Here is a 24,236-nt window from a genome sequence, read left to right as displayed (position 1 = left end):
ATTATTTTGAATTTATGGCTGGCCGGCAAATCCAGCGGTTATTAAAAAACCATATAATCAACGGCTTAACAACGCTGATTATATGGTAATTTTTTGAAAGAAAAACTTAGAAAGTAATCCTCTTATTTCTTCTTTAACTTTGTGATTGCAGGTAAATTTACCCCTCCTGTAATTAGAGCTCCTTTTACTGCCACACCTGTATTAACGTCAATTTGGTAAACGCGTCCTTCATCGTTCGTTACAAAACTTTTGTAAGTTTTTCCGTTTTCAGTAAAAGCACTTCCAAAACCAAAATAGTTATCTCCCGCATGGTCAGGTAGTCCCGTAACTGGTGTAATTGCTTTTGAACTAAGATCTACAATTGCAGATTTAAATTTAAATGTTCCATAGTTTAAGAAACTCCAGTTTCCTTGTGCTGCATCAATATCTGCTGGCATATAGTTAATTAACACTTTTTCTCCACCAACTGGATAAGCTGACAAAACTTTTCCTTTAAGAGCGCTTGCTTCAATATCTAAGAAGTAAGTAGTATCAAATTCTGATTCTCCTTTTTTAATTCTAAGAATTCCCGAGTGAGAAGCTGTTGCTGTATAACCTGCTGTACGTGAATTAGAAGAGAATGTATAAATGTCTCCTGATTCTGTTTGAACCATTCCTGTATTAGTATAATACTGTCCAATAGCTGTTGTACGAGTGTCTGTAATAGTTTTAACATACGTTAAAGAAGGATAGTCGTAAACTTTTACAACTGCATTTTCCTGATAAAGTTTCCAGGCAGCATCACGCTCAAATGTAGATACAAATAATTTGTTACCTGATACATTAACACTTGTAGGCCATAAAAAATGACCATTAGGCAAAACAAAATCATCAAATTTACGATTTGTGATACTTGATGTTGCAGGATCGTATATAATTAACTCATTTTGTGTCGAACTAGCATCCCAAGGAGAATTAATCAAGACTAATTTATTATCATCGGTAGTACCATATGCATAAGTATCTCCTGTAAAAACATTCTTGCTTTTTACTAAAATACCATCAGAATTAAGATAGTAACCTACAGAACCTTCTTCTTCTCCGCTAAGAGCAAAAAATGTATTAGCAACTGGTACACCAGCACTTGCAGGTTGTTCAATACCTTTTCCAATCATATTTATAGTTCCAGACAAAAGTTCGTCTGTTGATTCAAACTGCCAAATATAAGTATCAAAATCGGTTGTTTGGTATGCAAGTACATAACTTACATCTGCTGGGTTTTCTACCGGTGCAGCATCATCATCACTGCTACATGAAAATGTAACTGCTGATAGTATGAATAAAGCCAAAAGTGTTTTAGTTTTAGTTATCATTGTTTTAAATTTAAAAATTATTAATTAGTTTATAAAATATCTGAATTTGATTGTAAATGACCTTCCTGGTTTTTGAATCATAAAGTAGTCATATACCTTTGCGTTTGTAATATTGTTACATTCTAAACCTAAATTATATTTCCCTTTTCCAAAACCATAAGCGGCAGCTATACTTTGTGTAAATTGTTCTGGTATTGTTCTTCTGCTACTTGGATCACCATTTTTGGTTGATTTTAAATAATATTCTCCTACATAATTGGCAAATAGATTAAGGCTTAGATTATCATCAGAAGTTCTAATATTTTTAAAATTGAATCCTAAATTGGCATTACCGTAAAAAATGGGAACATTAGCAATTTGTGACCCTTTGTAGTCGTTGGGAATATTAGTCCCTGGTGGATCAAAATTACTTTGGTCAATAGATTTTTGCTGAGTTGCATTTATTTCAAAAGTTAACCATTTCATATATCCATAATGAAATGAACCATCAAAACCTGTGACCCTTACATCTGCCAAATTCTTATAAATAGACTTGGCATCCTGTGGTACATTCTGTATAAAGTTCTTCGCATTTCTGTAAATAAAATTCCCCTGAAAACCGAATGAATGTTTATTATAAAATTTCTTATAACTAAATCCTGCGTTAAAATTATCGCTTTCTTCAGGATCCAATCCTATTGCCGGATAAACAGTTAAGCCGTCTCCTAACATTTCTTCAGAAGTTGGCAAACGAAAAGCATGTTCGTAAGATGCCTTTAATTGTATTTCTCCAGTTAAAAAATAAGCCAACGCTGTTCCATAACCCCAATCATCAAATGAATCATTCAAGACATTATATTGTTTTTCTTCTGCATAGTCATCCACGACATCAATCATTTTACTTTTTAAAAAGTATTTTTTACCAAATGCGATGAAAGATAATTTTCGATCAAATGCTGCAAGGTTATATGAAAGTCCTAAAATATTCTTATTCAAAGTAGGCGATCCTGGTTTAACCTCCTCTACCCTGTATTGTTCTTCTTCTGTACGTTTTAGATTATTAACTGAATAATTAAAAGCCAAGTACTGATCCTCGTTCAAATCGTATTTAAAATTAGTATTCGCCTGAAATGAATTATCATCATACACATAAATAGTTTTTTCACGGTTAATTTCTCCACTACTATTTAAAACACTATATGTGCGGCTACCATCCCATTTATATCTGTATGAAGAAGTATCTACAGAACGGCTATTAACAATATTATAAGAAGCAACTAAATTGACAGACAAATTTTTAGTAAAAAGACTTTCTTTTTTATATTTAATAGAAGAGACAAAAGCCTGACTGTCTTTAAAAGCATCTCCTACAACTCTTTGCATTGTACTCCCGTTTTGTATCTCTTTTTCGTTTGCAGAAAACATCATTCCTAAAACAAGATAATCAGCGTATTTCTTTCCTTTTACCCCAGCTTCTGCAATAATTGCTCCCGATTTATAACCATCATGAAAATGTTTATAGGGCTGTACGGGACCAAAATTTCCATTTTTATCAGCGACGCTAACATCTACTTTATAGCTGTTGTCTGAATAATTACCAAAAGCATTTATATTAGCGACAAAGCCATTTTTTCCACTAAAACGAGTATTAACAGCTAACTTATGTGTATTAAAAGATCCAAAACTATAGGAAGCATCAACATAACGTTTTACCGATTGGTTCGTTATTATATTTATAGCACCACCAAGAGCATCACTACCTAATTCTACCGGAACAACTCCTTTGTAAACTTCGATACGCTCAGCCAAATTGACTGGAATATTATTTAAGGTAAAAGAGGATCCATAACTATCAATTGGAATACCATCCATAAAAAACTTCACCTGATTTCCTGAAAATCCATTCAATGAAAAATTGAAATCAGACCCCATTCCTCCAGTCTCTCGAACACGAACTCCTGTTGTTCTGTTTAAGACCTGATTTAAATCTTGCGAAGTGTTATGAATTATTTTTAAATCAACAGCCGTAACATTAAAAGCTTGCTCACGAACACGCTCAACTTTAGATTTTCCAGTTACCTGTACCTCTTCCAGAGCAGCCATATCTTCATCAATACTTATTGTTGCAGCAGTATGATTAGATTGTAGATTAATTTTGATTTGTTTTGGTTTATACCCAATGTAGGTAACCGACAACACGTAATCACCTGGCTCAGCATTTAGTTCATATTCTCCCTTTTCATTTGTCAATGCTGAATAACCCGTCCCCTTTAATGCCACAGACACACTTTCTGCAGGCTGGCCATTTTGTGTTAAAACAACTCCATTTAATTTTACTTTGCTTTTTTGTGAAAAACCCTGAATCGAAGCTAAAAGAACCAATATCAGGAGTAATATTTTTTTTATATGCATTATTTTAATATTAATTGAAATAAAATTTTGCACAAAAATAAGCCCTGCAGAGAGCTTTTCCAAAACTATTTTTAATTATTCTAAATAAAAACAATTATTAACTTTTAAAAACACATATTCGCAAAAAACTTTTTATTTTTTAAGATATAATTAAATCTACCTTAAGATTTGCTTAATATTTTGAATCTAAAAAGTTAAAAAGCAATGTTCAATTTTAATAAAAACTAGTTTTTTGTAATAAAAAAAGCCGCTTACAATGTAAACGGCTTTTCAAAAATTTCTTGCTTTATCTTAAATTTCCAGATCCAAAATAGTTTCTTTCATTTCATCCATTACGATTCTAATATCTTTTTCTGTTGTGCGCCAGTTCACAAATGAAGCTCGTATTCCTTTTCGATTTTGGTAAACTGTTGGCGTCATGAATACTTTTCCTTTATCATTTAGAAGCGTCAAAAACGCGCTTACTTTTTCCTGATTGTGATTTCCTTTCAAAGTAAAGCAAACATTATTTAACCGAATTGGAGCCAGCAATTCAAAATTACCGTCTTCGATCAATTCATTTCCAAAATGTAATGCCATTGCGGCACTGTTTTCAACAATATCACAAAATCCTTCCTTTCCATATGCTAACAACGAGAACCAAACCGGCAGAGCTCTTAAACGTCTTGAATTTTCAGGCAATACATTCAGGTAATTAAAATTCTCTAACGGATTCCCTAAATAGGGTGCATTCGAATTCTGGAAAGTTTCTATTTGCAAACTAGTATGCTCTTTTTTAATCAAATAAAAAGCACTTTCATAAGGTACGTTTAACCATTTATGACAATCAATTGTAATACTATCCGCGCCTTCCCAGCCTTCAACAAAATGTTTGAATTTTTCTGAAACGGCAGCAAATCCTCCAAAAGCAGCGTCAATATGCCACCAGAAATTATACTTTTCTTTTAGCCTTGAAATAGCTTCAAAATCATCAAAATCAGCTGTATTTACAGTTCCGGCACTTGAAATTAAAATGAATGGTTTTCCGTTTAAATTTTGAATATTTTTTTCTAAATCGGCAATATCGATAGCTTCGCGATTACCTTCAATTGTTTTTAGTGTGGTATAATTATTACTTCCAATTCCTAACATTGCCAAAGATTTTATCGATGATGAATGTGGTGTTGCTGTCAGAATATTGATTGACTCTGAAATTCCATTTTTAGCAAAATCTTTTCCAAATTGCTTTCCAAACCATTGTCTGGCTACTCCCAGGCAAGTGAAGTTCGACATAGTTGCTCCGGTTACAAATCCGCCTAAAAAAGTATCTGGTAATTGTAGTAGTTGCAGCAATAAATGAATCGTTTCAAATTCTATTAAAGCAGAAACTCCCCCTTGTGCTTTTATTGCCTGTGTATTTTGATCATAAACTGTAGCCAGCCAATCGCCTACAATTGAAGCCGGCGTTGATCCCCCAGTCACAAATCCCCAATATCTTGGACCTGGTGAACTAACCAATAAAGGAGCCAATCTTTCATTAAATTCTTCTAACGCAGCCAATGAACCCAAACCTAATTCGTTTAGTTCCCTAGTTGGATCAATTGAATTTTTAGTGGAAGTTGGAACATTTTCAAGATTATTCAGAAAATCTATTCCTTGTTGTTTTGTTCTGTCAAGAATAGTCGACAGATTATTTAAATCGTTTTTTAATATTGAATTCATTACGTATAATTTGAAGTAATTGAAATTTTATTTTACCATTTGGTCTTTTCAGAAAACCGCGAAATCATCATCGAACAAATCAAATCGCCATTTACGTTTAATAAAGTCGCAATTGGATCAACTAATGTTCCCAAGATCATAGCGACAGGCAAAGCTTGTTCCATTGGCAATCCATAAACGGTTATGGCCAAAACTTCTCCAATGTAACCTCCATTCGGAATTCCGCCTTCTACAATTGACACGATTACAGTAATTCCTAAAGCCAAAAGTATCGTTGATGGTGATGTAAAATCTTTCCCAAACATGGCAAAAAGAACCGTTATTTTTAAAATGGAAGACATGCTTGATCCGTCTTTGTGCAAAGGCGCACCAAGCGGAATAACTAAATTGCGAACATGTTTTGGTATGTTCATCTTTTCAGCCGCCTCCAAATTTGCAGGAATCGTCGCGATACTACTGCAGGTTCCTACTGCGGTTAAAGCCGGCGTAATATTGTTGCTCCAAAATACGATGAAAGCTCTTTTCCCTCCGGCAACTATCGCATATAAACTAAAAAACACAAAGAAGTAAAAAATACAGGCGCCGTAATAAACTCCCAATGGTTTGGCATAAACACCAAATAACTGCGGTCCAAAAACACCAACCTGATACGCAAAATAAGCACCCAAACCAATTGGTGCCAATTTCATAATCATATTCAAAAGCTGTTTCATGACTTCATTTCCTGAATCCAAAAAACTTCTGAAAGCACTTCCTTTTTCTCTCGACTGCAAACTGGCAAACCCAATTAAAAAAGAAAATATAATTAATGCCAACATGCTTTTTCGGGACAGCAATTCGAAGAAATCATTTACGGTCAGCAATTGCGCTATCTGATCTCCAATACTTCCTGATTGAATATTTTCTATCGGAACTTTAGAAAGTATAATATTTTGATGAATAGGAAAAAGATAAACTGCCAAAATCATGACAATTGCAGAAATAAGGATGGTCGCCAGAAAAACGGCGATCATAATAATAAACAATTTTCCTAATTTTTCTGTTCGTTCTAAATTGGCAATAGAAGAAGCAATGGTAAAAAATATAAGCGGAATAATAGCGGTAAAAAGCAAATTCAGAAAAATATCTCCAAGCGGTTTTATAACCAGCACATCTTTACCATAAAATAACCCTAAAATACTGCCAAGAATAATACCGCCTAGAAGTAATAAAATGCTGCTATAACTTTTGAGAAAATTGATTTTTTTAACCTCCATATTATAAAAAGTATTAGGATTTGCCGAAATGGAAACTTGAAATAAAAATCACTTAAATTACTTAAAAAAAGAGTTCAAAAACTATTTTTCCAAAACAATTGTAGTAAAATCCCGATCGACTAATTCGCCTGTTTTCGTTTTGACCTTTTCGGTTAAAGTTTCTTTGTATAAGATTTTAAAAGCTGTTTTCTGGACTAATTGCTCTACTTTTTCGGTACTGTAAAGTTCAAATTCGAATTTGGTAAAAGGCAATTGTTTCATAAAACTTTCTTCTGCAAAAGTGATGCAGAAAACGCCATTTGGCTTTAAAACTCGATATATTTCTGAAAGTAACTTTTCTGGTTCCTGCCAGAAATAAATGGTATTAACCGTGAACATTTTGTCAAAAAAGGCATCCTGAAACGGAACTGCGTTTCCGTCATAAAGTGAAAAGAAAGCTTGCTTTTGGGACACAAAATTCCTGTTGATCTGGCGCGCTTCCTGAAACATTAATTCAGACATTTCAAGGCCGTAGTATTTTAGGTTTTCAGCTTGTTCGAATATCAATTCGACATGTCCCGCATTTCCATGACCTAATTCTAAAATGGAATTTCCGGCTTTTATATTTAGATTCTGAACAGAATGACGCGTCATGTTGATGTTGGTTTCATGCATCATGTTGGCCATTTCTATCCCTTTTTCTCCTGTTGGATGTTTTAACTGGGAGGCGATTGCTTGTAATTCTTCTTTTTCCATAAAACTAAAATTAAATTCCAATTAAAAAATTTCAAATTCCAAGCTTGTTGGTCATTGCGAGGAACGAAGCAACCGCACTAACGGACTCAACGTCATGTTTGTCATTCCGAGGAACGAGGAATCCCCGTAAGAAGCTCGACAAAGATTGTCCACTTTTCTGTTTGGAGTTACTTGTGGGGATTCCTCGTTCCTCGGAATGACATACTGTGAGTTATTACAGTATGTTTAAACAAAATCCCTAAAAAATCTGACTCGCGATCTGGCGAATATTTTCAGATTTACCCATTGAATAATAATGCAAAACCGGAACTCCGGCCGCTTTTAATTCAAGAGATTGCTGAATCGCCCACTCGATTCCGACTTGTTTGATTTCAGCATTATTTTTACATTTATCGACAGCATCAATTAAATCTTCTGGTAAATCGATTCTGAAAATCTGTGGTAAAATTTGTAAGTGTCTTTGAACAGCAATGGGCTTAATTCCAGGAATAATCGGAATTGTGATACCTATTTCTCTTGCTTTTGCAACAAATTCAAAATATTTAGCATTATCAAAAAACATTTGTGTTACCACGTAATCAGCACCTGCATCTACTTTTTCTTTCAGCCTTTTTAAATCTGATTGTAAAGATGGTGATTCTAAATGTTTCTCCGGATAACCCGCAACACCAATACAAAAATCAGCTTTATTGTCAACATCCATAACTTCATGCAGGTATTTTCCGCAATTCAGGTTATTGATTTGTTTTACCAAATCGATAGCAAAATGATTCCCGCCTAATTTAGGAACAAAAGATTGTTCGTCTTTCATAGCATCTCCACGAAGTGCCATCACATTATTGATTCCCAAATATTGACAATCTACTAACATGTATTCTGTTTCTTCCTGAGTGAAACCTCCGCAAAGCAAATGCGGTACAGTATCTACATTGTATTTATGCTTTATAGAAGCGCAGATTCCAAGCGTTCCCGGACGCATACGAGTCAATTTTTTATCTAAAAGTCCATTTCCTTTATCAATATAAATATACTCTTCACGAGAAGTCGTTACATCAATAAACGGCGGTTTAAACTCCATCAACGGATCAATATTATCGTATAATTCCTGAATACTTTTCCCTTTTTGAGGCGGAATAAGTTCAAATGAGAATAATGTATTTCCTTTGGCGTTTTCTATATGTTCTGTTACTTTCATTACTTATTAGTTGATAGTTTTTGGTTGATGGTTGATCGTTTATTTGCAACTTGAAAATAGCAACCTCAACTATATTAATTTTTTATAGTAGTTAATAAACCCGTTTAATAACTTTTTGCAAGTTTGAATCTGTTCAAGCGCAACATTAAAATTATTTTCATCAATATATTTTTGATCAAATGCCAAATAATATTGGGTTTCTAACTCATACAATGAACCCCTTGATATATGAAGAAAATGTATTGTATCTTTTGAGGTTTGTCTCCCGCAGCCTTCAGCTATATTTGAAGGTACTGAAATTGCTGCTCTTCTCATTTGATTAGTTAATCCAAATAATTCTTCTTTGGGAAACAATTTAGAAGAATCATATAATAAATTCACTAATTTTCGAGCTTCCAGCCAAACTCCTAATTTACTGTATTCCATTCTTTTGGTTAATAATTTTTGGTTGTAAGTTGATAGTTATTGAGCTATTATCTAACAACCAAAAACTATCAACCATCAACTATATTTTAATCTGCTATATTAGGGTTTAACCATTTGCTTGCATATTCAGTTGAGACGCTGCGTCGTTTTGCGTAATCTACCACCTGATCTTCTTTTATTTTTCCGAGTCCGAAATACCTGCTTTTCGGATTTCCAAAATAATATCCAGAAACAGAGGAAGCTGGCCACATCGCCATACTTTCTGTCAAGGTTACTCCAATTTCTTCAGCTACATTCAAAAGTTTCCAAATCGTTGGTTTTTCTAAGTGATCAGGACAAGCCGGATAGCCTGGCGCCGGACGAATTCCTTTATAATTTTCTTTAATCAATTCTTCGTTGGTTAAAGACTCTTCTCTATCATAACCCCAGAATTCTTTACGAACTCTTTCGTGAAGATATTCGGCGAAAGCCTCAGCAAAACGATCGGCCAATGCCTTAACCATAATCGAATTATAATCATCCAAATCCTTTTCAAATTCTGCTGCCCATTCGTCAACACCAAAACCGGTTGTCACACAAAAAGCTCCCATATAATCTTCAATTCCGCTTTCTTTTGGCAGAATAAAATCAGACAATGCAATATTCGGCGCGCCTTTTGTTTTTTGTGATTGCTGACGAAGCGTTAAGAATTTCTCCAAAACTTTTCCGTTTTCATCACGCAATTCGATATCGTCATCATCAACCTGATTCGCAGGAAAAATTCCGTAAATACCTTTTGCTTGTAGTTTTTTCTCAGCCAAAATTACTTTAAGCATCGCCTGAGCATCTGCAAAAAGAGAAGTTGCTTCTTTACCCACAACCTCATCCGTTAAAATTGCAGGATATTTTCCGTGCAATTCCCAGGTTTGAAAAAATGGCGTCCAATCGATATACGGAACCAAAACATCCAGATCAACCTCAACAGTTTGTTTTCCAATAAATTTTGGTTTTGTTGGAGTATATTCACTCCAGTCTAATTGCATTTTATTTTTACGCGCATCTTCAATACTTAAGAAGTTTTTATCTCTTGAACGATTTAAAAACGTTTCTCTAAACGAATCATATTCTGCACGAATATCGCTTGCATATATTTTACGGTTATGATCTAATAGATTTCCTGCCACAGTAACGGCACGTGAAGCATCGTTTACGTGAATTACAGTTTCTCTATATTGCGGCGCGATTTTCACGGCAGTATGCGCACGTGAAGTTGTTGCCCCACCAATCATAATCGGGATTTTAATTCCTTGTTTGTCTAATTCTTTGGCCAGATATACCATTTCGTCAAGCGAAGGTGTGATCAGTCCGCTTAGTCCAATAATATCAACATTATGTTCAATCGCAGCCGCAATGATTTTTTCCGGAGGCACCATAACACCAAGATCTACAATCTCGTAATTGTTACAAGCCAAAACCACCGAAACAATATTTTTACCAATATCATGAACGTCGCCTTTTACAGTAGCCATCAAAATTTTTCCGTTTCCTTGTTTGTCTCCGGCTTGTTTGCTTGCTTCGATATAAGGCAATAAATAAGCAACGGCTTTTTTCATTACACGCGCCGATTTTACAACCTGTGGCAAGAACATTTTTCCGCTTCCGAATAAATCTCCCACGACATTCATTCCCGTCATCAAATTGATTTCGATAACTTCAATTGGTTTTGTTGCTGCCAAACGCGCTTCTTCTACATCTTCTTCAATAAAAGCGTCAACCCCTTTTACCAATGAATGCGTAATTCTTTCCTGAACCGTTCCTAAACGCCATTCCTGAATCGCTTTTTCATCTGATTTTACTTCGCCTTTTACGTTCTCCGCAAAATCTAAAAGTCGTTCTGTCGCGTCATCGCGTCTGTTTAAAATTACGTCTTCAACATGTTCTAATAAATCTTTCGGAATATCATCGTAAATTGAAAGCATCTCTGGATTCACGATTCCCATCGTCATTCCGTTCTTAATCGCGTGGTATAAAAACACCGAGTGCATCGCTTCACGAACGTGATCATTTCCTCTAAAAGAAAACGAAACGTTACTCACACCACCACTAATATGTGCGTGTGGCAAGTTATCACGAACCCATTTTGTTCCTCTAAAAAAGTCCAAAGCATTTAAGCGATGTTCTTCCATTCCGGTTGCAACGGGAAAAATATTTAAATCAAAAATGATATCCTGTGGAGGAAAACCCACTTTGTTAACCAAAATATCATACGAACGCTGACAAATTTCGACTCTTCGATCGTAATTATCGGCCTGACCCACTTCGTCAAAAGCCATAATGATTGCCGCCGCTCCGTAACGTTTGATTAATTTGGCGTGATGAATAAAGGCTTCTTCGCCTTCTTTCAACGAAATCGAGTTTACAACGCTTTTTCCTTGCACTACTTTCAGACCCGCTTCAATGATTTCCCATTTCGAGCTGTCAATCATAATCGGCACTCTCGAAATATCCGGTTCTGATGCAATTAAATTCAGGAATTTTGTCATTGCCTGAACACCATCAAGCATTCCTTCATCCATATTAATATCGATGATCTGTGCTCCACCTTCTACTTGTTGTCTTGCAATATCAAGCGCCTCGTCATATTTCTCTTCCTTGATCAGGCGAAGGAATTTTCGCGAACCTGTTACATTCGTACGTTCCCCAACGTTTACAAAAACACTTTCGGGCGTAATAATCAACGGTTCTAATCCTGCTAATACAAGGTCTCTTCTTTTTTCTGCCATTTTTTTTTAAGTTACTAAGGCCCTAAGATTCTAAGGTTCTAAGTTTTTTTATTCTTTGTTTTCCTGCAAGGTTTTCGAAACCTTGTGGGTATATTCGTTTTTAATAATCTTATTTTGGGCGTGTCCCAAGGGCCGGGCTATCCGTTACAAGTCCTCGACCTATTCGTTATCACTCATGGTCTGTGGGCTATCCACTTCTATCCCTCACGCGGTATCGGTTTCAAAAGACGATTTATTTTTTCACGATTTCAATTGTCGTTTTGAAATAAATTTTTCAAATCTTTGAACCAATTTTATATTTCGTTCCTACGGAACTCTTGTTTTGTGTCGTTTATCATTTTCAACGGAATAAATTCCGTTGCTACCAACATTTCGTTCCTCCGGAACTTTTTTAAAGAGATTTTCACTCTATGTCTTCTTTTAAGGTTTTCAAAACCTTGCACGTTTGTTATTAATTTTTAATCAATAAAAACATGTTTCTCAAACCCTCCATAAAACACCTTTTCTATCCAGTTCTTAAATTCTAAATTGGTCGTAATATGATATATCTTACCATTACTTTCTATTTTGAATTTTTCGTTATTGTCAATCTTGCTTTTAATAATTTTTAATTGAGACACACAATATAAATATGGACTCATGGTATCGTACCAATTAGAATTTAAAAATGCGTTAAAAACTTCTCCGTTTTCTGAATACACTATGTGCTCTGCTGTTTCCATCAAATAGTTTAAACTTTAAACCAAACTACTAAAATTTATACCTACAAGGTTTTGAAAACCTTGCATGAAACGTTACACTAATACCGGCGCCACACGTGGCTTATAACCCTTCGCAACATCAGCAATCAATCTAATATGATCCGGAGTTGTTCCGCAACAACCGCCGATGATGTTGATTAAATTATCGTCTAAATATTCTTTGATTAGCGCCTGGGTTTGTTCTGGCGTTTCATCATATTGTCCGAACGCATTTGGTAAACCTGCATTTGGGTGTGCTGAAACGTTGAACTGTGTATGCTGAGATAATGTTTTCAAATACGGTTTCAATAAATCGGCTCCAAGAGCGCAATTGAAACCTACACTTAATAACGGAATATGTGATACTGAAATCAGAAAAGCTTCAACTGTTTGACCAGAAAGTGTTCTTCCTGAAGCATCGGTAATCGTTCCTGAAACCATGATTGGAATATCAAGATTGCGTTCTTCTTTTACTTCTTCGATCGCGAAAAGTGCCGCTTTCGCATTTAAGGTATCAAAGATTGTTTCTACCAATAATAAATCACAGCCACCATCCATTAAAGCTTCGACTTGTTGTTTGTAGGCGATACGCAAATCATCAAAAGTTACGGCTCTGTAACCCGGATCGTTTACGTCTGGCGACATACTTGCTGTTCTGTTTGTCGGTCCGATTGAACCGGCTACAAAACGTGGCTTGTCTGGATTTTTAGCGGTGAATTCATCCGCTACCTGACGGGCAATTTTAGCCGATTCGTAGTTTAATTCGTAAACCAAATCTTCCAGGAAATAGTCGGCCATACCGATCGTAGTTCCTGAAAAAGTATTGGTTTCTACAATGTCAGCGCCGGCATCAAAATACGCAGCGTGAACATCGCGGATCGCTTGTGGTTGTGTTATGGATAGTAAATCGTTGTTTCCTTTTAACGGATGTGGAAAATCTTTGAAACGCTCTCCCCTGAAATCTTCTTCTGAGAAATTATAGCGCTGCAACATTGTTCCCATTGCTCCATCAAGGATTAGGATATTTTTTTTAATTGCTTCCTGAATTGTTATTGCCATGTTGTTTGCCTTTTGCCACGAAGACGCTAAGACACTAAGCTTTTTTTTAATTTTTATTATCTTCATACCTAACAGGTTTTGAAAACCTGTTAGGATACGCGGTTTGATTCACATTGATTCCAAGAATTCACTATTGTCAGCTAATTAGCCCCGATTGAAGTGGAAATCCTTTTGCTTTTTTCTTTAAAAAGCAAAAGATTGCAACGAAAAGCGGGAACGATGATGGCATAAATGCGCCAATAATTCGCTCATTAAACTGTGAATTCAGTAAAATAATATTGTAAGGTTGTCAGGAAAAGTTGAGGAAATACTTTATGTATTTGTGTTATCTATCTTTAATACTATGAATTAGTGTAAAGTAGAATTTAGCACCTTCTTTATGATAAAGGGTTGCTAAGGTTTCATCGGGTCTATCCCTCCGCCTTTCGTGATAACTTTCAATAAATTTAGGAACGGTGCAAAGGTATGAAATAGGGTTGCGATTTGCAAATGTTTTTTTGAAGGTTCTGAGGGACTTAGTTGCTAAAGTTCTAAGGTTTTTTTTTAAGGTACTGAGGTTCTAAGATACTAAGGGGCTAAGTTTGGCTTTTGTTTTTCAAATATAGCCCGCGGTTTCAACCACGGGGAACGTATTGTGATAATTCGTTTGTGTTGTGATCCTGTATATGATTATACGTTGTGTCTATACGTTGCGTTCCAGTGGTTGAAACCACTGGCTATGTTTTAAATATCTACAATAAAAATTGTTTAGAACCTTCGTTTAAATTCTAATAATACCTTTTTAACAAAGCCCCGGCGGAGCGTCATGTTTATAGCAAACAATTATACGTTTAACCAAAGCTCCAGCGGAGCGACACGATTTTTATAAATAATTACATGTCGCCCCGCTGGGGCTTTTTTTCATTAGGCATCTTTCATTCTATAAACATTGCATCCCTACGGGATTTAAAAAAAAAACAATTAGTATTGTTTGTTGAATAATGCCCCAGCGAAGCATCATATTTATAGTTTATGTTTTTTCAAATATAGCCCGCGGTTTCAACCGTGGGAGACGGTTCGTGATTATATATTAATATACGCGTTGTGATCATCCACCACAACAGCGTTGCAATTTACGTTGTGTCTATACGTTGTGTTCCAGTGGTTGAAACCACTGGCTATGTTTTAAATATCTACAATAAAAATTGTTTAGAACCTTCATTTAAATTCTAATAATACCTTTTTAACAAAGCTCTGGCGGAGCGTCATGTTTATAGCAAACAATTATACGTTTAACCAAAGCTCCAGCGGAGCGACATAATCTTTATAAATAATTACATGTCGCCCTGCTGGGGCTTTTTTTCATTAGGCATCCTTATTCTATAAACATGGTATCCCTATGGGATTAAAAAAGCCCAAACTTTACAAGTTTGGGCTTTTTAAAAAATATTAGAACCTTAGTATCTTAGTGTTTTAGCAACTTAGACAATCGCTTTCACAACCGCTTTCGGTGCTTCTTTACGAGTTCCGTCGAAACCGTCTACTCCAGAAACTGTTGTATATTTCAATACGTATTTTTTACCTGGATTGATAATTTGGTAGGCCGCCTGGCACATTAAAGTTGCTTCGTGGAAACCACAAAGAATCAATTTTAATTTTCCTGGGTATGTATTTACGTCTCCAATGGCGAAGATTCCCGGAATATTAGTCTGGTAATCTAAGGCGTTGTTTACTTTGATTGCATTTTTCTCGATATCTAATCCCCAGTCTCCAATTGGACCTAATTTTGGTGTTAATCCGAAAAGTGGAATAAAGAAATCGGTTTCTATTTTACGGTGTGCGCCATTTTCTTCGATATCTAACGATTCAACATGCTCAGCACCATTGATTCCGATTACTTCTGCTGGTGTAATTAATTTAATTTTTCCGGCAGTTTTTAATTCCTGTACTTTTTCTACAGAATCAAGAGCTCCTCTGAATTCATTTCTTCTGTGAATCAAAGTTACTTCTGAAGCTACATTCGCTAAAAAGATACTCCAGTCTAAAGCTGAATCTCCTCCTCCTGCAATTACAACTCTTTTATCTCTGAATTTCTCCGGATTTTTGATGAAGTACTTTACTCCTTTATCTTCGTAAAACTCGATATCTTCAATAAGTGGCTTGCGTGGCTCAAAACTTCCTAAACCTCCAGCGATAGCGATAACCGGCGCGTGAAATTTAGTTCCCTTATTTGATGTTACAATAAAACTTCCGTCTTCTTGCTTGTCGATCGTTTCAGCTCTTTCTCCTAATGTATAACCTGGCTCAAACTGCTTAATTTGTTCTTGTAAGTTATCAATTAAATCTCCTGCTAAAACTTCAGGAAAACCAGGGATATCATAAATAGGCTTTTTTGGATACAATTCTGAAAGTTGTCCTCCTGCTTGTGGTAAAGCATCTAAAATATGACATTTTAATTTCAATAGTCCTGCCTCGAAAACGGCAAATAAACCTGTAGGGCCTGCTCCAATTATAAGTATATCTGTTTTAATCATTATGGTTGTTGTTTATAATCATTCTTAATAATACAAAGAAACGAATAATTTATTCTACTGCCAATGATTTTTGTCATTGATTTCTTTGCCTAATTTTCCATCGGGTTAATCCCGAAGCTACAATATAATTCGTCCCTCCGGGACTTTTTGTTTTTCTTTATTCTTTACTCTTTATTCTTTATTCTTTAATGAATTGGTTATTTCATTCATTCTTTTAACCTTTTCTTCAAAATCGCCTTTTAAAGTTTTCCGGTATTCGTTTAGGTTTTCTACCATTTGGTTGATGTCTTCCGGAATTACCTCTTCGAAAAACTCCCGCAATCTTTTGGCTGTTGTTGGCGATTTTCCGTTGGTCGAAATGGCGATTTTCACATTCCCTTTTGTCACGATTCCGCCTAAATAATAATCACATAAATCTGGCGTATCGGCTATATTGCAAATCAAATAACGCTTTCGGGATAAATCGTATACTCTTTTGTTGACTTTTAAATCATCGGTACAAGCGATTACCATATGGCGCTTTTTAAGCATTTTCTTTTTGAACTTCGATTCCGTCAATTTAATTGAAGGATGATTCTCTGCCAAAACTTTAATTTCTAAATGAAAGTCGGGCGCTACGACCTCAACATTGGCATTTGGACTTGACTTTAGCAAAAAAGAAAGCTTCTCTAATCCGACATTTCCTCCACCCACAATCAACACATTCAGATTGTGAAGCTTTAGGAATATTGGATATAATTCATTCTGTTCCATTTCATTTAATTTTATCCAATCAAAATTAGATGATTTATATTTTATCGAACGATTTCTTTTGATAGAAATTCTTCGTAAAAGCCTTTTAATTTGTTGCTCTCCCTTACAACTTCTCCGAGAACAATAATTGCGGGCGAACTCAGTTCTTTCTCTTTTACAATTTCTAAAATTGAATTTACTGTCCCAACTCCAACTTTTTCTTCTGAAGTTGTTCCGTTTTGAATGATCGCTACGGGCAAATCTCCTTTGTCTTCTTTTTGAAACAAATCGATAATTTGAGGCAATTTGTGCATTCCCATCAAAATAACAACTGTTGCTGATGATTGTGCGGCTAGCGCTACATCGGCAGATAATTTTCTATCAGAAGTTGTGCCTGTAATCGCCCAGAAACTTTCTGAAACGCCTCTTTTTGTAATTGAAATTCCCAGACTTGCCGGAACTGCTACTACTGAAGAAATTCCAGGAACGACAACGGTCTCGATTCCGAAGCTTTCAATAAATTCTATTTCTTCGCTTCCACGCCCAAAAATAAACGGATCCCCGCCTTTTAAACGAACCACATTTCCGTAAGTCAGCGCGTTATCAACAATTAATTGATTGATCTGATCTTGCGTATAAGCGTGATTCCCAATTTTTTTACCAACAAAAATTCTAATTGCGTTTTTGGGTGTGTAAGCTAGTATTTCTTCATTGGCCAATGCATCATACAAAACCACATTCGCTTCAGCCAATGCTTTTGCGCCTTTCAGCGTAAGCAAATCCGGATCGCCGGGACCTGCACCGACTAAAGTTACTTTGGGTTTTATTGTATTATGCATTTGCTAATTCTTGAGCTCTATATTTTTCAATTGTATCAAAAAATGCAATTCCTTCTTGAATGTATTGTTTTGCAAAAGCTTCTGAAGGCTCATTTTGATTGATTTGATACACTAATTCTTTAAACGATGTTGCCAATTCGATTTTACCTGTTACGATAAAAACGTTGTCAAACAAATCCACAATTCCTGCGTGATTGTTTGTTTTTTCATTTTCTGAAAGTAATAAAGCTTTAGCTCCATTTACAAACCCAGCGTAAGCATGATAAATAGCATCTGACCATTTTCCTTCGTCGAAAGATTCTTGTGCGAAAGTCAATTTATCTTTGGCTTCTAATAATAAAGTAGCCACTAAATCGATCACAACACCGGCACATTCTCCAACTCCAACTGCTTTTACGTAGTTATCAGCGTTACCCCAGTCTACAAAATCAGCTTCTGTTAAATTGGTTACATCTGCGAAAGGTTTCAAAATCTCATAAAAATATTTCTCTCCTTTTTGGTCGTAATAGTTTAAGAATTTTTCTCCGTTTGCATTTGCATCAAAATCGTTTAAGATCGTACGCAAAGCATCTGGACCTCTACGGCTTGGAATTTTGATTACTTTATCTGCAAAACGTCCTTCGCCATTTCCTAATCTTCCTCCACCTAATAATACCTGCAAAGCCGGAGCCACTAATTTTCCAGAATTGATAGACATTCCCTGAAAACCAATTGCTGACATGTTATGTTGTCCACAAGCATTCATACAACCAGAAATTTTAATTTCGATTTCACGGTTGTTTAAATACTGCGGATATTCAGCATTTATTACTCTTTCTAATTCTTCTGCAATACCGGTACTACTTGCAATCCCCAAGTTGCAAGTATCAGTACCGGGACATGCCGTAATATCTACAGTAGAATTATAACCTAAATGAACAAAGTCTAATTTGGCTAATTCCTGATAAAAGAAAGGAAGATTCTCTTCTTTTACGTGACGTATTACAATATTTTGACGCAATGAAAAACGTAATTCATTTGCTGCGTAATTTTTAATTAAAGCGGCTAATAATCTGGCTTTATCAGTATAAAAATCTCCCAATAAAACTTTGATTCCAATCGCATAATAACCTGCTTGTTTCTGAGCAATTACATTTGAATTTTTCCAGGCTTCATAAGCTTTAGTATCTTCAATTGTAACTTGCGGAACTTCTAATAAAGGTTCAGCAATTGGTCCGTCAAAAGCGGTTGTATCAATTTCGTATGTTTCAAAAGCGATTGCTTTTTTCTCTTTTTCAACCAAATCAAGGAAAACATCTCTTCCCATTTCTTTGATTAAGAATTTCATACGTGCTTTCATTCTTTTTGCACGCTCGCCATATCGGTCAAAAATACGGATGATTCCTTCTGCTGTCGGGATGATTTCGTTTGCAGGAACAAATTCTGAAAGTAATTCAGCATGCGCTGGCTGAGATCCTAAACCTCCACCAAACATGATTTTGAAACCTCTTTGTCCGTCAACAATTTTTGGAATAAATCCTAAATCGTGTAAATAACTCAAAGCGGTATCTTCATCAGATGATGAGAACGAAATTTTGAATTTACGTCCCATTTCCTGACAAATCGGGTTTCTTAATAAATATTGAAACAAAGCATGTGCATAAGGCGAAACATCAAATGGTTCGTTTACATCTACCCCAGCCAATTCGCTTCCTGTAATATTACGAACGGTGTTTCCACAAGCTTCACGCAAAGTCACATCATCTTTTGCCAAATTTGCCCAAAGTTCAGGAGTTCTATCTAAACTCACATAGTGAATTTGAATATCCTGACGTGTTGTAATGTGCAAACGTCCTGTAGAATATTCATCAGAAACTTTAGTAATACGTACCAATTGCTCGCTGGTTACTTTACCGTAAGGCAATTTAATACGAATCATTTGAACGCCTTCCTGACGTTGTCCGTAAATTCCACGCGCTAAACGAAGACTACGAAAACGCTCATCATCAATTTTTCCTCCACGGAATAAATGAATCTTTTTTTCTAAATCGATAATCTCTTTTTGAACTATCGGATTTTCTATTTCTGTTCTAAAACTTTCCATTTCTCTTTAGTTGTTGGTTGTTAGTTGTTGGTTGTTGGTTTGCTGGCTGAATAACTATCAACTAAAAACCATCAACTATCAACTAGCGAATGAATCCTACTCCTGCTGTTGTGTTTGTTGCGGTATCAATTAAGATGAATGCTCCGTTTGATTTATTATCGTTGTAGGCATCAAAATATAAAGGCTTGCTTAATTTGATACTTACTTCTCCAATTTCGTTAATCGCTAATTGAGATGCTTCTTTGGTTCCTGAATAGTCTGTTGAAATTGTATTTTTGATACTTTCTACTTTTGCCAAAACTCTGTTGGTATTGTGCTGGATCAGGTATTTTGTTCCTGCAACCAATTTTTTGCTGTCCATCCAACAAACAGTTGTTGAGATTTCTTTTTCAATTTTTGGAAGTTCTGATGATTTTACAATCATATCGCCTCTTGTCACATTGATATCATTTTCTAATTCGATTGTGATAGACGAACCTGCAACAGCTTCATCAAATGTTTTATCGAAAAAGTGAATTTTAGTCACTTTTGATTCGGTTAAAGAAGGAAGAACCGTTACCGCATCTCCAACTTTAATTGAGTTTCCGTATAATTTTCCAGCGTAACCTCTAAAATCGTGGTACTCTTCTGTTTTCGGACGAATTACGGTTTGAACCGGGAAACGTGCTTTTCCTGCTTCAAAAACATCTGAAGAATGTAATCCTTCTAAATGTTCCAATACAGTTTGACCTGTGTACCAAGGCATATCTTTTGATTGATCAACGACGTTTCCACCGTTGATCGCGCTTAACGGAATGTAACTTACGTTTTGCTCTTTGAAAGTACTTTTAGCATTCAATGCCTGGAAATCAGCTTTGATTTTGTTGTATACTTCTTCAGAATAATCAACTAAATCCATTTTATTAATCGCAACGATTACCTCTTTTACTCTCAATAAATTATTGATAAAAAAGTGACGGTATGTTTGCTCAATTACTCCTTTTCTGGCATCAATTAAAATGATAGAAACCTGAGAAGTCGAAGCTCCTGTAACCATGTTTCTTGTATATTCTACGTGACCCGGAGTATCGGCGATAATGTAACTTTTCTTTGCAGTCGAAAAATAAATATGTGCAACGTCAATTGTAATTCCTTGCTCCCTTTCTGCTACTAATCCGTCAGTTGCTAAAGAGAAATCCAAATAATCGTACCCTTTTTGTTTACTGCTTTTTTCGATTGCTTCAATTTTATCTGTAGTCAATGATTTTGTATCGTACAATAATCTTCCGATCAAAGTACTTTTTCCGTCATCTACACTTCCTGCTGTTGCTATTTTTAAAACTTCCATTCTAATATTTTTGTTTCAAGTTTAAATTTTTGTTTCAAGTTTCAGGTTTCTTCCCTTTGAACTAAAATTTAAAACTGTATGTTTTTGTTTTTCTGATTTTGACTTTAATTACGTTCCGAATTGCATTAATAATTTACAATTCACAATTAATAATTAATTAAAAGTACCCTTGTTGTTTTCTTTTCTCCATTGCAGCTTCAGAACGTTTGTCGTCGATTCTGGCTCCTCTTTCAGAAATAGTTGAAGTTCTGATTTCTCCAACAACTTCCTGGATTGTTGCTGCGTACGATTCAACAGCGGCTGTACAACTCATATCTCCAACGGTTCTGAAGCGAACAATTCGTTCTTCGATTTGTTCGTCTTCTTCCTGATACACAAAAGGAGAATGCGACCAGATTAAACCGTCTCTCAAAAAAACTTTTCTTTTATGTGAAAAATAGATTGATGGAATCTCGATGTGTTCTTTTTCGATATAGCTCCAAACATCTAATTCTGTCCAGTTTGAAATTGGGAAAACACGAACGTTTTGACCATTTTCTATTTTTCCATTCAAAATATCAAACAATTCCGGACGTTGATTTTTTTCATCCCATTGACCAAAATCGTCACGAACTGAAAAAATACGTTCTTTAGCTCTTGCTTTTTCTTCATCACGACGCGCACCACCAATACAAGCATCAAACTTAAATTCTTCAATTGCATCTAAAAGTGTGATCGTCTGCAAGCTGTTTCTACTAGAATATTTTCCAGTTTCTTCAACCACTTTTCCTTCATCAATAGCATCCTGAACATTACGAACAATTAACTCTAATCCTAATTCTTCAACCAATTTATCTCTAAAAGCAATTGTTTCAGGAAAATTATGTCCCGTATCAACATGCAAAAGAGGAAACGGAATCTTTGCAGGGAAAAAGGCTTTTTGTGCCAAACGCACTAATGTTATAGAATCTTTTCCTCCAGAGAAAAGTAAAACCGGTTTATCAAACTGTGAAATTACTTCTCTGAAAATGTATATTGCTTCACTCTCTAAAGCGTTTGTTTTTAATACTGAACTCATTGTGTTTTTTTGTTTCAAGTTTCAAATTTCAGGTTGCAAGTTTTGTGGTGTACTCTGAAATTTTCAACTATTGTTTTATTCTATTCTCTTGATTCTTGGCTCTTGCCTCTATTCTCTTTATTCTATTCTCTTTACTCTTTTTTAGCGCTATGCAATCCACATTCTTTGTGGCTTGATTCCCACCACCATCTTCCGGCTCTGATATCTTCTCCCGGAAAAATTGCTCTTGTACATGGTGCGCATCCTATACTTACGAAACCTTGTTTGTGCAATGCATTTTGAGGAACATTGTTTTCTGATAAATAGGTTTCAACTTCTTCTAAAGACCATTTTAATAATGGATTGAATTTGATGATTTCAAAACCTCCGTCGTATTCAAAAAGATTTAAATCTTGTCTGTTTTCCGATTGCTCCGCTCTTAAACCTGTGATCCAAACTGAGTTTCCTGCTAAAGCTTTTCTTAACGGAACTACTTTTCGGATGAAACAACATTCTTTTCTATTCTCAACCGAATCATAAAAACTGTTCGGACCTTTTTCTTTTAATAAATTTTCTACTGCTGTTGCTTCTGGAAAATAAACCTCAATTGGTCTTTTATATTTTTTTAATGTCTTATGAAAAACATCATACGTTTCCTGAAACAATCTTCCGGTATCCAGCGTGAAAATGGTAATATCAGTATTGCTTTTTGCAATGAAATCTGTGATTACCTGATCTTCCTGACCAAAAGAAGTCGAAAAAATTACTTTCCCCGGATATTCTTTAGCTAAAAAAACTAAAGTTTCATCAAGCGAAAAATCTTTCGTCTTATCTAATAATGTTTGTATAACTGTCGCGCTCATATTCTTTTTTCCTTTCTAAAAAATTGATTACAATAATTTAGATAATGTTTTCAAACTCAATAATATTATTAAAACTCCAACTGCAATCATCATTGGTTTTCTTTTGATTTTATTTACCAAATAAGCTCCTAATGGCGCTGCAATTACACCTCCTAAAATCAAACCTATAATAACCTGCCAACCGTGGATTCCTCCAAAAAGCATGAAAGTAATTCCGCTTGCAAATGATACTGCAAATTCAGCTGCGTTTACTGATCCAATCGTGTAACGAGGATTTCTCCCTCTTCCTAACAATGTAGAAGTTACTATTGGTCCCCAGCCTCCGCCACCAACGGCATCCATAAAACCGCCAAAAGTGGCTAGAAATCCTAATTTTTTAGTTTTCTTTTTTATAATACTTTTTTTCAATGCTTTTCTTATAATGATGATCGCTAAAATGATCATATAAACTGCAATAAATGGCTTTATAACATCTCCATTAATTACATCAGACAATAAATAAGCTCCTGTAATGGATCCTAAAACTCCCGGAATCAATAAATGCTTTACCAGTTTTTTATTGATATTCCCGAAACGGTGATGCGAAATTGCCGATACTCCTGTTGTAAACATTTCGGCAACGTGAACTCCTGTACTGCTAACTACCGGTGGAACTCCATAAGCCAATAAAAATGAAGTTGAAGTTGCTCCGTAACCCATTCCTAACGTTCCGTCTACCAACTGAGCAAATACACCAATAAAGAAAAAAACTAAAAACTCCTGATTAAATCCCGAAACAAAACCATTCCATGAAAATTCAGCATGATGATTATAAACCAACACAGTCAGTAAACCTACCAACAAAACTACAGGTATAATAACCCATAATTTTTCTTTTAAAGACGTATCAGACTTAACCTCAACACTATTTAACTTCAGTTCTTTCTCCATATTTCCATTATTCTTTTCAAAAAATCCATTACCCTATCGGGTTAGTAGATTACTTTGCAAAAATACTACTTATTTCTAAATATCAAAACAATATTTTTATTTTTTTAACCCTCTAAGAACCCTTTAATTACATCTTAGCGAGATATTTATAGTCGGAGCCGATTATTTTAACAAATAATACGTTATTTCAATGTATTCAAACAATAAATACACTTGGAATATTTGTTTTATAAAATACATTTTTAAAGTCTACCATTTCCATAGGATAATTATAAAAATGTTGTTATTTTTACGGC

General features: G+C 35.2%; 18 protein-coding genes and 1 riboswitch. All 18 genes read right to left on the bottom strand.

The genetic code is table 11. The features are described 5' to 3' along the window. Positions 1–122 precede the first annotated feature (122 nt). The 18 genes from BUA98_RS04670 to BUA98_RS04585 all read right to left on the bottom strand — a co-directional run bounded on the left by BUA98_RS04670 (position 123) and on the right by BUA98_RS04585 (position 23,940). Positions 123–1,352 (bottom strand): DUF4374 domain-containing protein, encoded by a 1,230-nt coding sequence (locus BUA98_RS04670; RefSeq protein WP_072970428.1) that lies wholly within the window; start codon positions 1,350–1,352, stop codon positions 123–125. Positions 1,353–1,376: 24 nt separating this feature from the next. After that, entirely contained in the window at positions 1,377–3,743 is a 2,367-nt protein-coding gene (locus tag BUA98_RS04665; RefSeq protein WP_072970427.1) for a TonB-dependent receptor, read from the bottom strand. Between the two features lie 291 nt (positions 3,744–4,034). Continuing rightward, a complete protein-coding gene (locus tag BUA98_RS04660; protein ID WP_072970426.1) occupies positions 4,035–5,444 on the bottom strand; it encodes a pyridoxal phosphate-dependent decarboxylase family protein in 1,410 nt (469 codons plus the stop codon). 32 nt (positions 5,445–5,476) lie between these two features. Next, entirely contained in the window at positions 5,477–6,700 is a 1,224-nt protein-coding gene (locus BUA98_RS04655) for a dicarboxylate/amino acid:cation symporter (protein WP_072970425.1), read from the bottom strand. Positions 6,701–6,781: 81 nt separating this feature from the next. Further along, entirely contained in the window at positions 6,782–7,435 is a 654-nt protein-coding gene (locus BUA98_RS04650) for a class I SAM-dependent methyltransferase (RefSeq protein ID WP_072970424.1), read from the bottom strand. Positions 7,436–7,673: 238 nt separating this feature from the next. Next, on the bottom strand, positions 7,674–8,630 hold the full coding sequence (gene metF / locus BUA98_RS04645; protein WP_072970423.1) for a methylenetetrahydrofolate reductase [NAD(P)H]: 957 nt from the start codon (positions 8,628–8,630) through the stop codon (positions 7,674–7,676). A gap of 69 nt (positions 8,631–8,699) precedes the next feature. Further along, complete coding sequence (locus BUA98_RS04640; protein ID WP_072970422.1) at positions 8,700–9,056, bottom strand: four helix bundle protein; 357 nt, start codon at positions 9,054–9,056, stop codon at positions 8,700–8,702. 86 nt (positions 9,057–9,142) lie between these two features. Beyond that, positions 9,143–11,818, bottom strand: a complete 2,676-nt coding sequence (gene metH, locus BUA98_RS04635) for a methionine synthase (protein ID WP_072970421.1) — start codon at positions 11,816–11,818, stop codon at positions 9,143–9,145. Between the two features lie 458 nt (positions 11,819–12,276). Beyond that, complete coding sequence (locus BUA98_RS04630) at positions 12,277–12,540, bottom strand: hypothetical protein (protein ID WP_072970420.1); 264 nt, start codon at positions 12,538–12,540, stop codon at positions 12,277–12,279. A gap of 72 nt (positions 12,541–12,612) precedes the next feature. Continuing rightward, complete coding sequence (locus BUA98_RS04625; protein WP_072970609.1) at positions 12,613–13,617, bottom strand: homocysteine S-methyltransferase family protein; 1,005 nt, start codon at positions 13,615–13,617, stop codon at positions 12,613–12,615. Between the two features lie 322 nt (positions 13,618–13,939). Then, a riboswitch (SAM riboswitch) is annotated at positions 13,940–14,054 on the bottom strand. 1,023 nt (positions 14,055–15,077) lie between these two features. Beyond that, on the bottom strand, positions 15,078–16,130 hold the full coding sequence (locus BUA98_RS04620) for an NAD(P)/FAD-dependent oxidoreductase (RefSeq protein ID WP_072970419.1): 1,053 nt from the start codon (positions 16,128–16,130) through the stop codon (positions 15,078–15,080). Positions 16,131–16,301: 171 nt separating this feature from the next. Beyond that, positions 16,302–16,883: a precorrin-2 dehydrogenase/sirohydrochlorin ferrochelatase family protein gene (locus BUA98_RS04615; RefSeq protein WP_065449298.1), complete on the bottom strand. Its 582-nt coding sequence runs from the start codon at positions 16,881–16,883 to the stop codon at positions 16,302–16,304. A 41-nt stretch (positions 16,884–16,924) separates the two neighbouring features. After that, complete coding sequence (gene cobA / locus BUA98_RS04610) at positions 16,925–17,701, bottom strand: uroporphyrinogen-III C-methyltransferase (RefSeq protein WP_072970418.1); 777 nt, start codon at positions 17,699–17,701, stop codon at positions 16,925–16,927. Then, complete coding sequence (locus BUA98_RS04605) at positions 17,694–19,784, bottom strand: HEPN domain-containing protein (protein WP_072970417.1); 2,091 nt, start codon at positions 19,782–19,784, stop codon at positions 17,694–17,696. Before BUA98_RS04605 ends, cobA begins: the two co-directional genes overlap by 8 nt. Before the next feature lie 82 nt (positions 19,785–19,866). Then, positions 19,867–21,111, bottom strand: coding sequence for a sulfate adenylyltransferase subunit 1 (locus BUA98_RS04600; RefSeq protein WP_072970416.1), 1,245 nt, complete (start codon positions 21,109–21,111; stop codon positions 19,867–19,869). A gap of 157 nt (positions 21,112–21,268) precedes the next feature. Further along, entirely contained in the window at positions 21,269–22,168 is a 900-nt protein-coding gene (gene cysD / locus BUA98_RS04595) for a sulfate adenylyltransferase subunit CysD (protein WP_072970415.1), read from the bottom strand. Positions 22,169–22,299: 131 nt separating this feature from the next. Next, positions 22,300–23,010, bottom strand: coding sequence for a phosphoadenylyl-sulfate reductase (locus BUA98_RS04590; RefSeq protein WP_072970414.1), 711 nt, complete (start codon positions 23,008–23,010; stop codon positions 22,300–22,302). Positions 23,011–23,037: 27 nt separating this feature from the next. After that, on the bottom strand, positions 23,038–23,940 hold the full coding sequence (locus tag BUA98_RS04585) for a sulfite exporter TauE/SafE family protein (RefSeq protein WP_072970413.1): 903 nt from the start codon (positions 23,938–23,940) through the stop codon (positions 23,038–23,040). Between the last annotated feature and the right edge of the window lie 296 nt (positions 23,941–24,236).

Source organism: Flavobacterium saccharophilum (assembly GCF_900142735.1).
GTDB lineage: Bacteria > Bacteroidota > Bacteroidia > Flavobacteriales > Flavobacteriaceae > Flavobacterium > Flavobacterium saccharophilum.
This window is presented reverse-complemented; position numbering and strand designations above follow the sequence as displayed.